At 68.8% G+C, this 11,501-nt stretch carries 13 protein-coding genes; 10 read left to right on the plus strand and 3 right to left on the minus strand.

Translation table 11 applies throughout. The features are described 5' to 3' along the window. The first annotated feature begins 223 nt into the window (after window positions 1-223). From JYK02_RS29695 to JYK02_RS29735, 9 genes are all read left to right on the plus strand, one after another. Window positions 224-736 (plus strand): hypothetical protein, encoded by a 513-nt coding sequence (locus JYK02_RS29695; RefSeq protein ID WP_207056051.1) that lies wholly within the window; start codon window positions 224-226, stop codon window positions 734-736. Window positions 737-763: 27 nt separating this feature from the next. Further along, window positions 764-1,528 (plus strand): endonuclease/exonuclease/phosphatase family protein, encoded by a 765-nt coding sequence (locus JYK02_RS29700; protein ID WP_207056053.1) that lies wholly within the window; start codon window positions 764-766, stop codon window positions 1,526-1,528. Window positions 1,529-1,691: 163 nt separating this feature from the next. Further along, a complete protein-coding gene (locus JYK02_RS29705; RefSeq protein ID WP_207056056.1) occupies window positions 1,692-2,165 on the plus strand; it encodes a phage holin family protein in 474 nt (157 codons plus the stop codon). Next, window positions 2,155-2,385: a DUF3618 domain-containing protein gene (locus tag JYK02_RS29710; protein WP_207056058.1), complete on the plus strand. Its 231-nt coding sequence runs from the start codon at window positions 2,155-2,157 to the stop codon at window positions 2,383-2,385. Before JYK02_RS29705 ends, JYK02_RS29710 begins: the two co-directional genes overlap by 11 nt. Before the next feature lie 53 nt (window positions 2,386-2,438). After that, on the plus strand, window positions 2,439-2,633 hold the full coding sequence (locus tag JYK02_RS29715) for a hypothetical protein (protein WP_120527523.1): 195 nt from the start codon (window positions 2,439-2,441) through the stop codon (window positions 2,631-2,633). 27 nt (window positions 2,634-2,660) lie between these two features. Beyond that, window positions 2,661-3,041 (plus strand): hypothetical protein, encoded by a 381-nt coding sequence (locus JYK02_RS29720; RefSeq protein ID WP_207056060.1) that lies wholly within the window; start codon window positions 2,661-2,663, stop codon window positions 3,039-3,041. A gap of 55 nt (window positions 3,042-3,096) precedes the next feature. Then, entirely contained in the window at window positions 3,097-3,408 is a 312-nt protein-coding gene (locus JYK02_RS29725; RefSeq protein WP_207056062.1) for a YtxH domain-containing protein, read from the plus strand. A 105-nt stretch (window positions 3,409-3,513) separates the two neighbouring features. After that, window positions 3,514-5,613 carry a putative metal-binding motif-containing protein gene (locus JYK02_RS29730; RefSeq protein ID WP_207056064.1) on the plus strand — a complete coding sequence of 700 codons (2,100 nt, stop codon included), beginning with the start codon at window positions 3,514-3,516 and terminating at the stop codon, window positions 5,611-5,613. 62 nt (window positions 5,614-5,675) lie between these two features. Continuing rightward, window positions 5,676-6,623, plus strand: a complete 948-nt coding sequence (locus tag JYK02_RS29735; protein WP_242589331.1) for a hypothetical protein — start codon at window positions 5,676-5,678, stop codon at window positions 6,621-6,623. A gap of 6 nt (window positions 6,624-6,629) precedes the next feature. Here JYK02_RS29735 and JYK02_RS29740 read toward each other — a convergent pair whose 3' ends face one another. Next, the gene (locus tag JYK02_RS29740; protein WP_207056066.1) at window positions 6,630-7,496 is read right to left on the minus strand and encodes a hypothetical protein; all 867 of its coding nucleotides are present in this window, start codon (window positions 7,494-7,496) and stop codon (window positions 6,630-6,632) included. A gap of 108 nt (window positions 7,497-7,604) precedes the next feature. Here JYK02_RS29740 and JYK02_RS29745 point away from each other — a divergent pair, with 108 nt between their 5' ends. Beyond that, window positions 7,605-10,211 carry an adenylate/guanylate cyclase domain-containing protein gene (locus JYK02_RS29745; protein ID WP_347402614.1) on the plus strand — a complete coding sequence of 869 codons (2,607 nt, stop codon included), beginning with the start codon at window positions 7,605-7,607 and terminating at the stop codon, window positions 10,209-10,211. Here JYK02_RS29745 and JYK02_RS29750 read toward each other — a convergent pair. Further along, window positions 10,208-10,570: a (2Fe-2S) ferredoxin domain-containing protein gene (locus JYK02_RS29750; RefSeq protein WP_207056067.1), complete on the minus strand. Its 363-nt coding sequence runs from the start codon at window positions 10,568-10,570 to the stop codon at window positions 10,208-10,210. The genes JYK02_RS29745 and JYK02_RS29750 overlap by 4 nt on opposite strands. A 147-nt stretch (window positions 10,571-10,717) precedes the next feature. Next, entirely contained in the window at window positions 10,718-11,482 is a 765-nt protein-coding gene (locus JYK02_RS29755) for a NuoI/complex I 23 kDa subunit family protein (protein ID WP_207056069.1), read from the minus strand. Window positions 11,483-11,501: the final 19 nt, after the last annotated feature.

The raw sequence follows: 11,501 nt of genomic DNA on the forward strand, positions 1-11,501 counted from the left end.
GGATGCCCTCTGGTCGACGTCCGCCCGGCCGTCCCGCGAGCAGGCGCCGGATTTGAACCATTGTCGGTACTTGGGTGCCCTGGGAGGCAAAACAGTGTTCCTGGCCGGACGAGCAGCAGGCAGCCGTGCCAGTTGCTCGCGCGTCAAGGCGTTACGGACGGCGAGGGGCTCCCTAGCTTTCCCACATCAACGCATCGCATCGACTTCGAAAGGGAGGGCGCGCATGCCTCGCTCCTACAGCTTCGACCACTTCCAGGTTCCCAAGACGCTGCCGCCGCAGAAGCGCAGCCTTCGTCAGCGCGACAAGGAGCACCTCGCCCAGTCGTCGCGGGTGACGGTGAACGACGACGAGGGCGTCCACTACGGCAAGAGCCACGCGCAGACCGAGGAAATCCTCATGGCGCGCAAGATGGAGCTCCAGCTGGAGGAGCTGGCCCGTCCGGAGGCGGACGCCAAGTTCTCCCACGGCCCGGTGTCCAAGGTGAGCGGCGCCGCGAAGAAGCAGCGCAAGGCGGCCGCTTCGCCCGTCATCGGGACGACGGCGCCCATCGGGGCCCTGCCGCCCACCCAGGAGCGTCCGCCGCAGGGCCGGCTGCCGGACCTGCTGGACGAGGCGCGCCGGCAGGTGAAGGCCATCCAGAGCGGCGTGGGCGACATCGCGTCCGCCGTGCAGCGGCTGGCGACGCTGCCGCTGGAGGCGGCGCGGCTGGCGGCCCGTCGCATCATCCCGGCCTGAAACCCGTAAGAGGAGGGTGGACCGCGCGTGGAGCTGACCCTGGTCTCGTACAACATCCACTCCGGCATCGGGGTGGACGGAGCCTTCGACCTGGAGCGCGTGGGCGCGGTGCTCCGCGAGGTGAACGCGGACATCATCGCCCTGCAGGAGGTGGGGGACTTCCGGGGCAAGACGCCCCGGGAGGACCAGCCCGAGCACCTGGCGCAGATGCTCGGGCTGCACATGGCGTTCGGACCCAACGTGGTCCGCAACGGCCGCCGCTACGGCAACGCCATCCTCAGCCGGCTGCCGGTGCTCAAGTCGAAGAACTACGACCTGAGCGTGCAGGGCCGTGAGCCCCGGGGCGCGCTGAGATGCGACCTGGACCTGGGCGGGGGCCAGCAGTTGCACGTCTTCTGTCTGCACCTGGGCCTGTCCGTGAGTGAACGGCGGCGGCAGGAGGCCCTGCTGCTGTCCGCCGACCTGCTCCGCGACGCGGCCCGCAAGGACCCCATGGTGGTGTGTGGGGATTTCAACTCCTGGGGCAACGGGCCGGTGTCCTCGCTCGTGCGCGAGGCCATCCACGACGCCGCGTTCGAATTGGGCGCCGCCGCGCGCACGTACCCCACGCGGCTGCCGCTGTTCCGGTTGGATCGCATCTACGTGGACTCAGGCGTGCGGCCCGTGTCGGTGACGCCGCACCGCTCGCCCTTGAGCCGGGTGGCGTCTGACCACCTGCCGCTGGTGATGCGCTTCGAGGCCCCCATCTCCGTGCAGCCTCCCGTCGCACCTCCGGTGCAGCTGATCGGCTAGGGGTGTGGCTTGGGCTAGGCTCACCAGCGTCCGGTATCTCGCGTTGAGTGGCCGACGCTGGCGAACGCCGGACAATTTCCTCGCGGCGCGGTTGTCGCGGGGAGGTGGGGTGCCTAGTTTGGCGCCCACGCGCACAGGGACGTGAGCGTCGGCCGGAGAGCGCATGCACGTGGGCAGTGAACAGACGGATCGCGGCGTGGCCGCGCTCGTCGGGCGCATGGCGGACGGCTTCAGTCGGTTGGTGACGCAGCACCTCCAGCTGGCGCGCGTGGAGCTGGCGGAGGACGCGAAGGCCATGGGCCTGGACGTGGCGAGCATCGCCGTGTTCGTGCCCTTCCTCCTCGTGGGTTACGCCTTCGTCTGCGGGGCGCTGGCGGCCGTGCTCGCTCCGTGGACGGGGTGGGCGGGCGCGCTGGCCATCGTGGGCGCGCTGAACCTGGTGGGAGGCGGCCTGGGCATCCTTCGCGCGGTGAAGCGCATGAAGACGCGCCAGATGATGGATGACAGCGTGAGCGAGCTGTCGCGCAGCATGGCGGCGCTCACCACGGCCCGCCCGCAGGTGGCGGCGGCGCCCGGGGTGAACACGCTGAAGGACACGACGGGAATGGCTTTCAAGGAGCCGCGGGATGGCCGCTAGCAATGGACACCTGCCGCGCACCAGCGCGGCGCTTCGCGAGGAAATCGAGCGCACCCGGGCCGACCTGGCCACGTCGGTGAGCGCGCTCCGGGTGGAGGTGGCGGAGGTCACCGACTGGCGTCAGTGGGTGCGCAAGCATCCGTACGCCTGCGTGGGCGGCGCCTTCCTCGTCGGTTACCTGGTGGGCTCGCGGCGCTCGGACGAGCGCCGGCGGGGCTGAGTGCAAAGACTTCAAGACGCAATCGGAAACGAACGCACAGCAGAGGGCTTCCCATGGAAATCAATCCGCAGCAGATGGCAGACCGGGCGCGGCACCTTCAGGAGCAGCTGCCGAACATGGACGAGGCGCGGCAGAACCTGGTGGACCTGAACCGTCAGGTCGTCGGGTTCATCAAGGCCAACCCCGGCACGTGCCTGTTGGGCGCCATCGCCGTGGGCTTCATCGTGGGCCGCATCGCCTCTCGCTAACCCGTTTCCTGGAAAGGGAGCACGGACATGAGCAACTATTCGGGAACGACGGGCAACGGCACGGCGGCGCACGGCGAGGACGCGGGCTTCGGCCAGCGCGTGGATCAGCTGGGCTCCGACGCGCAGCAGTTCATCGACAACGCGCGCAGCGCGGTGGCGGACCTGGGGCAGACGCTGGACCTGAAGGGGCGCGTGGAGCGCAACCCCTATGGCACGCTGGCCATCGCCGTGGGCGTGGGCTACGTGCTGGGCGGTGGCCTCTTCACGCCGCTGACCGGGCGCATCCTCAAGCTGGGCGTGCGGCTGGCCGCGCTGCCCTTCGTGAAGGATGAGCTGCTGGGCATGGCGGAGTCCGCCTTCCAGGGCTACCAGACGGGTCGTGGCACGCCGCCCTCGGGCAGCGTCTAGGATTCGAGCGCAAACCCCGCGTCTTTCCCCCGAAGTCATTTCACCGGAGTCGGACATGCTGAGCCTGAAGGACTTGAAGAAGCTGGACAGGGACGACGTGCTGGACCTCCTCGGCCTGGAGACGCGCCGCACGACGGCGGAGTCGGCGCTGCCGGCGCTGGGCATCTTCGCGGCCGGCGTCCTGGTGGGCGTGGGCGTGGGCATGCTGCTCGCGGACAAGCCGGGCACGGAGCTGCGCGGCGACCTGCGCCAGCGCATCCAGGGAGGCCAGGACAAGCTGGCCACGGCCATCAACAACGCGCGCGGCGGGGACACCCAGCAGCAGGGCGCGGGCTCCACGGTGCCGCCGGGTCAGCGGACGACCTGATTCCAGGCAGTGTGTGAAGTCCACGGAGGGCCTCTTCCCGCGCGAGCGGGGAGGGGCCTTCGTGTTTGCGCGGCAGGAGAGGGGAATGGCGTAGGCTTTCCGGCCATGTCCCGTTTGCGCGTGCTGTGGGTGTCATTGTTGGGCCTGGCCCTGGTGCGGTGCACCGTGCCGTCGCTGGAGGACCTCTGGAGGGAGAAGGGGTTCTGCGCGGCAGGGGACGAGGACTGCGGCATGTTGCGCATCCGGGTGGACGCGCAGGGATTCGAGCCCGGGTGTCTGAAGTTCGAGGCGAAGGAGGCCGGGCGGGACGCGACGCTCACGGCGACGGTGCCGTACCGGGGCACGGCGAGGGCAGGGAAGACGCTGACGCAGGGGTTCTCTCCACCGAAGGACTGGGGACTCGGCGTGACGGTGTCTGTGTCGGCGTTCGAGCAGGGCTGTGAGGGGAAGGCCGTGACGGCGCAGAGCCGTCAGTCCACGCTGCGCGAGGGTGGCGTTTCCGAGGTGGCGTTCGTGGTTGCGGCGACGGACGCGGACCGGGATGGCTACGTCAGCGTGGCAACGGGGGGCTCGGATTGCAGTGATGAACTCGCCGAGGTGAACCCTGGAGCGGCGGAGCTTTGCAACGAAGCCGACGACAACTGTAACGGGGCGAAGGACGAGGGACTGGGACTGGGCGATACATGTGCCACGGAACTGGGCTGCATGGGCGTCAAGGTCTGCGGACAGGGTGGGGCGGTGACGTGTGTCGCGCAGACCGAGCAGGCCGCCTGGGCGGACGACGACCAGGACGGGCACGGTGATACTTCGCGGGGCCAGGTTCCTGTGTGTTCGAGCACGTTGCCTCCGAACCGGTTACCCCTCACCGCGCCTCATGACGACTGCGATGACGATGATGCTCGCATCCACCCGGGGGCGGTGGAAGTCTGCAATGAGCTGGATGATAACTGTATCAATGGCACGGATGAGGGGTTCGGCATTGGGCAGGCCTGCACTGATCCTACGTATCAGTGCGTAAATGGTAGGGTGTTCTGTGGAAGAGACGGTGGGACGCAGTGCCTGCCGCCTGCCACGGTGCCCACGTGGTATCCGGACGATGATCAGGATTTCTTCGGTGCATCGGATGGCGGAGTGCTGTCCTGTCCTGTTCCCGCACCGGGCTTCGTGAATCAAAGAGGAGACTGTGATGACGGAAATCCATTCATCCATCCCAATGCCCTCGAACTCTGTGATGAACAGGATAATAACTGTAACAACTTGGTTGATGAGAATGGAGCTTGTCGAGGTGACGGGCCCACCTGGGTCAGTGAGAGCGTGAATAATGGCGGGCCCGCACTGCGTGGAGTGTCTTTGTTTGGAGATGGTGGTGTCTGGGTTGTTGGGGACGATTCGACCCGAGCCATAAAGCCGTCAGGTTCGAGCAGCTTTACTGTGCTGCCAGGAAAGTGCACGGGTGGAACAACGCAGCGTGCTTTGTACGGCGTGTGGGCACATCCCCAAACTGGTGTTGCTTATATCGGGGGTGATAACGACATCCTGACGATACAATCGCCGTCAAGTTCATGGTGTGACCCGTACAAACCTCCCTCCGCATCGGGAACAACGACAAGTTTGAAAGGATTCGTCGGAAATGATGGAGGTGTCCTCATTGTCGGCGTCGGCTCGTTGAGCAATGGCACAGTTGGTGGTTCCTTCGAGTGGGACGGCGGCATCGCGACGGTTCCAGTACAGTCCTACTCGGGCCAGCCCCTTTTTGGTGTGGATGGTGTTTCGCAAACGCTGCTCTTCGCCGTTGGGGACGCCAGTGGTCGGAGCAACATTCTCCGTAGGAGTGGCGGATCAGGAGGATGGGTTCCAGAAGCCAGCGTTCCTGATGCTGGTGCGTTGTGGGCCGTTGATGTGGTTAATAATAAGCTCGCTTATGCTGTGGGGGCCAATGGGACCTTCCTGGCTTGGAATGGCGCCACGTGGTCTATTGGGTATGGTCCGGTTACCAATGACATTTTGACAGGAGTCCTGGCTTTCGGATCCAACTCTGTCTATGTGGTTTCGGCCAACGGATACATCTTCCGGTATAATGGACGGGCCTGGACTCAGTTTTCGGTAGGTATGAGCCTCTACGATATTGAGGGCACCAGCCCTGAGGACATTTGGGCGGTCGGGAACTTCGGCAACGTCTTCCACTATCCCGGGTGGCCGCAGTGACGAAGAAGGGACCCCCGAAACATTCCCCGCCGTCCGACGCACCGAAGCATGATGCCCGGTCGATGCGTCACGACACTCCCGTGGATGTTCCCGCCGTGGATGCGTCCACGGTGCTTCCCGTGCGAAACACAGACACGCCGTGGGCCTCCGGACCCGAGGGCGCGCTGGGACAGCTGCGCGCACTTGAAACACTGGAGTCCGCCTACGACGCCTGGGCGGAGCTGAAGCGCGAACACGCAGCCTCCGTCATCCAGTTCCGCGAGGAACAGGCCCGGCTCACGCAGCAGGGCTCGTTCCTCCTGGGCGCCGTGCGCGCCGCGGGCATGGACTCCGGTTCAACGGCTCCGGGCCTTCAGCCACAGGGCGCCGCCAGTGACTTCCTTCGCGACGCGGAAGCCAAGCTCGCCAAGGCGCGGGACGCCGTCTCCCAGCGCGAATCGGAGAGCGAAGCCCGCTACCAGGCCGCGTTCACGGAGGTCCGCGCCACGCTCCTGGACCGCGTCCAGCGCTACCTCCAGCGCAGCCGTCCACACCTCACGCTGCTTCTGCGCAGAGTGGGCGCGGAGCGATCCATCCTCCACGTCGCGCGCATCCAGCCGGATGAAGCCGTGCTGCTCTGCTACCTGCTCACGCAGCGGGTGCCCTCCCGCTACGGCTTCCTCTTCGACGACTCCACCGAGGAGCTGTCCCTCCCGCCCGCGCCGCTCTACGCGGAGGAGTCCGTCGCCTCCGATGCCATCCGCCCGGACGCGCCGGGCCTGCTGCGCGCCATCGACGCAAGCGCGGACGTCCTACCGCTCAAGGGCTTCATCCCCCTGCGCGTGCCCAGGCCCGGAGGAGGGGAGGACTTCTTCCGCCTCCTCCAGCGAGGCGCCGTGATGGAGGTGGAGATCGCGGACGGTCCGGACTTCCGCAGCATCCTTTCCCGCGAAGAGTCGGAACGCTTCGCGGGCCACCTCCTGCGCCTCAAGTTGGAGGAGCGCATCGGCCTCGACATCGAGGCCGGGTAGACGCGCTTAGTTCGTCCGCACGATGCCCACTTCCGCGGTGCCCGCCAGGACGACGCTGCCGAGGAAGAGGTTGTCGGACTCCGGGCCGCCCATGCGCACGGCCTGGAAGATGACCATGTAGGTCTGCTTGGGGGTCGGGAACGCCGTGGCGGGAATCGTCACGCGCGCCTCGCGGAACGTCGCGGGCGTCGCCGCCAGCTGGAGGAACTCCACCGGCGTCGTCGGCACGTTCGAATAGGTGGACTGGCCCTTCTCCCCGTTCGCGCCCAGCGGCACCACCGTCACGAAGCCCAGCGTGCGGTCCTGGTTGGGCGGAGGCGCCGGCCGGTCGAACGCGAACGCCGTGTTGGCGTTGATCCGCACGAAGCCCTCCGCCGGGTGGAACGCCGGGATGGCCTCCTTCGTGGGCGAGTCCTCCACCCGCGCCTCGTACTTCGTCCCGCCCTGCTCCGCGAAGAACGAGTACGTCGCGCCCGACGCGTACTGGAGGTCATCCGTGGAGTCGCTCGTTACACCGTAGCTGCCGCCGCCCTGGCCGTTGAGCGGGACGCCCGCCGCGCTGCCCGCGCGCAGCGTCACCGTGGCGCCGCTCAGCCCCTCCGGCTGCGCGTTCTCCCCCTTCTTCGTCCCGAAGAACACGAACGCCGCCGTCTGCCCGGGGAAGCTCACCACGTCCCCTCCGTCCGGCCCGCCGTAGGTCCCCGCGTCGTAACCCGCCAGCGCGGACGCGGACACGTCCACCTGCGGCGTCGCGAGCAGGGTGCCCACCATCACGTGGTCCGCCGTGAGCTGGTTGGTCGTCTTCTCCAGGTCGCAGGCGAGCGGCGACAACACGGACACGGTGGCGAGGGCGGACAGCAAAAGGCGTTTCATGGGCACTCTCTTGCGCGGGGCACGGATGGACAGCTGACAGCAGCCAACCATACCGCGCGTGTTGACCCATAGGCGCGGGGCCCCGGCGGGGTATCCTGCACGCCGCTCGTGCAACGCCTCCGCATCCACTCCTCTGGCCGCCGCTTCCTCCACCGGCTCGGCTTCTCGCTCGTCATGGCGGCCCTGTTCGGCTGCCTGCTGGGGCTGCTCGTCTCCCAGCGCGACACGGGCCCCGCTCGGCCGGAGGACGCGCCCGCTCCCCTGCTGTCGCCCTCCGGCTTCATCGACGGCATCTCCGCCTGGCTCGACGGCGGCGAGCGCGTCTTCTACGACTGGCGCATCCGCCAGCTCGGCGAGGTCTCCGAGCGCTCCGACCGCGTGGTGCTCGTCTCCATCGACGACGACACGCTCGCCGAGGCCCAGCAGGGGCCCCGCGCGGACATCGCCGCGTACCCGTGGCCGCGCCAGGTCATGGGCGGCATGGTCCACCGGCTGATGGAGGAGGGCGCCTCCGTGGTGATGCTGGACTTCGCCTATCCGGAGCTCAGCCCCCGCGCCTGCGTCACGCCCACGCGCTCCGGCCGGGGCGCCCTGTCCCAGGACGACGACGCGCTCCGGGCCCTGCTGGACCAGAACCCCGGCCACTCCGTGCTCGCCTTCCGCTGGGGCGCCGAGGGCACCCGCACGCTGCCCCCCACCGGCCGCCTGTGGCCATATCGCGTTCGCCTGGGCAGCTACCCCGGCGTCACCGAGGCCCGCGCCCGCGCCCAGTCCGTGCTCGCGCTCCAGCGGCCCGCGTTCCTCATCCCCGCGGGCAAGGGCCTGGAGGTCTGGGCCGGCGTCGCGGACGAGGGCGAGGGCCGCAGCCTGGGCGAACAGCTGGGCACCGCCGCCGCGTCCATCCAGGAGCGCCGCGCCGCGGACGACGCCTTCCGCGTGGCGCCGTCGGATTTGTTCCTCGCCCTGGCCTCCGTGCAGGTGCAGGGGTTGGACCCCGAGAAGCTCCTGGAGGTGCGCCAGCTCCAGCACCCGGTGACGCCGCTGCTCAGCCCGGCCAGCGGCTACGGCGCCACCACGCTGCCCGCGGATCCCGACGGCGTGGTGCGCGGCGTGCCCCACCTGGTCGCGTACAGCCCTCGCGGCGGTGAGCGCTACGTCCTGCCCTCGCTGCCCCTGGCCGCCGCCATGCGGCTCGCGGGCACGCAGAAGCTGCGGTACGCGGACGGGCGCCTGTACATCGGGGACAAGTACTCCGTGCCCATGGACGCGGCCGGCTACAGCCTCCTGCGCTGGGAGGCCCCATCCGCCACCCGGGGCGCACGCGGCCCGCTCGCCCGCTCCATCCGCGCGTGGAACGTGCTGCTCAACCTCTTCGACACGCAGGAGGCCCGGCCCGCACGCTTCGACCATGACCTGGACGGCCGCGCCGTCATCCTCACCAACACCAGCAGCTACGCGCCCGAGCGGCGGGTGACGCCCATCGGCCCGGGTATCGCCAACGGCGCGGTGCTGGGCCAGGCGCTCGCCAACATCCTCGCGTCGGACGGCATCACGCGCGCGCCGCCGAAGGTGGACATGCTCGCCACCATGGGGCTGGCCTTCATTGGCGCGTTCCTGGCGCTGTCCTGCAGTTGGCTGCTTCGCTCCGTGGGCGGCGCCTTCCTCTTCGTCTGCGTGGCGGTGGCGGCGGGGGCGGGATACGTGGGCGCGGCGGGGTACGTCTTCGTCCACGACAAGCTGTGGATCGCCGTGGCCGGCCCGCTGTGGTCCGGCGGGCTCGCGTTCCTGGTGACGACGCTCTACGCCTTCCGCACCGAGCAGGACGTGCGTGAGTTCGTGCACAGCGCGCTGGGCCGCTACGTGAGCCCGGAGGTGGCGCGGCTGGTGGCGCGCGACGTGAGCCTGATGAAGCCGGAGCGCCGGCAGATGACGGTGTACCTCTGCGACATCGAGGGCTTCACCCGCCTGTCCGAAGCACTGCCCCCGGAGCAACTGGTGCCGCTGCTCAACACCTTCCTCACGGAGATGACCGCCGTGGTGCGCGCCACGGTGGGGCAGGTGGACAAGTACATCGGCGACTCGGTGATGGCCTTCTGGGGCGCGCCCGTGCGCACGGACCGCCACGCGCACCTGGCCTGCGAGGCCGCGCTGAAGCTCCAGGCAGCGCTCGCGCAGAAGCAGCCGCTCTGGGAGAAGCAGTTCGGCCACCGGCTGTCGGTGCGCGCCGGCATCGACACGGGCGACCTGCTGGTGGGCGACATGGGCAGCGAGCTCAAGTCCCACTACACCGTCATGGGCGACGCGGTGAGCATGGCCGGCCGGCTGGAGGCGGCGAACAAGCAGTACGGCACCCAGGTGCTGGTGGGGCAGACCACCGCGCAGCTCGCCAGCGACGCGTACGTCTTCCGCGAGGTGGACCGCGTGCTCCTGCGCGACCAGTCCCAGCCCGTGCGCCTGCACGAACTCCTGGGCCGCCGGGGCGAGTTCTCCCCGGAGAAGCAGGCGGGCATGGCCCTCTACGAGAAGGCCCTCATCGCCTACTACGGGCGCGACTTCCTGGTGGCCCAGGAACTGTTCCGCCGCTGCACCGTGGAGCACGGCGACCCGGTGGCGCGCGTCTACGTCCAGCGCTGCCAGCGCCTCATCCAGACGCCGCCGCCCGCGGACTGGGACGGCGTCATCCGCTGGGGCCGGCGCAGCACGGACAGCCGCTAGTCGTCGTCGCCGGAGTCCGGCTGGCCGAACAGCTCTCGCACCGGCGCGTCGTCCTGGATGTGCTCGGCTACCACGCGGCGCATCTTCTCCGCCGTCATCCCGGAGTAGTACACCTCTCCGGGCCACCCCATGAGCTGGTAGTCCTCCGGGGACAGCGGGTCGCGCTTGCGGCCCGTGTCCTCGCGCACCACCACGTTGGGCCCCATGTGGCAGAAGCCGTAGCAGCCGCCCCGGTACAGCTCGCAGCGGGCCTGCAGCCCCTTCTCCGCCAGCGCCTCGCGCGCCGCCACGTGCACCGCGTCCGAGCCGCCTTCGCGGCAGCTGGAGCCCTTGCACACCGACATCCGGTAGCGCTTCACGGCGGGCCTCCCCGTGCCCGGCCGGCACCATGCGCATTGAAGAGCTGCAGCATCACCACCTGCCCCCAGAAAAGGCTTCGGCCCGCCCTTCCCAGACAGCGGGAAGAGGGCGGGCCGGGCTGCGCCGTGGCGCGAGAAAAGACGGGACTACTTGATGAACTTCGTCACCTGGATGGGACCCTGCTGCGTCACCACCGCGTGGCCGGCGGCCGGCTTGCCGTGGGCGGCGTGGCCCGCGCCCAGCTGCTTCGGGTGGCCGTGGTCGCCGTGGCCCTCGTGTCCCTCGCCGATGCGCGTGTGCGCTTCCTTGTGGACGTGGTGCGGCTCCGTGGAGCTCTCACGCTTGTTCCAGGGGTCGGACGGGTGCGACACGGCCGGGCCCTTGAGCAGCTTCGGGATGTCGTAGACGAAGTTCTGCCGGTTGTACTCGGACGGCGTGTGCATGTACGTGTCCATGCGGATGGCGTCCTTCGGGCACGCCTCCACGCACAGGCCACACACGATGCAGCGCAGCTCGTCGATGACGAACTGGGTGGGGTACTTCTCGATGACCGCCGACTCGGAGTCGGTGCCCTCGCGCTCGTACTCACCCGCCTCGATGTAGATGCACTGCGCGGGGCAGATGGTCGCGCACATGTAGCAGGCCACGCAGCGCGGCTTGCCGTCCTCGCGCGGAACCAGCCGGTGCAGACCGCGGTAGCCCTCCGGGTAGATCGGCTTCTCTTCCGGGTACTCCACCGTGGTCATCAGGCTCGTGCCCGTGCGGTCCACCACCTGGGGGTTGGTGTCGCGCGTGCCGAACATGTTGCGGAAGAAGTGCTTGGTCGTGATGGCCAGACCGCGCAGCAGCTCCGGGATGTACATCCGCTCGCGGAGGTCCGTGCGCGGATCCTGGGAAGCATTGAACGCCATGGTGTCTTGTCTCGCTTCC

This window comes from Corallococcus macrosporus (assembly GCF_017302985.1).
In the GTDB taxonomy this organism is placed as follows: Bacteria; Myxococcota; Myxococcia; order Myxococcales; family Myxococcaceae; genus Corallococcus; species Corallococcus macrosporus_A.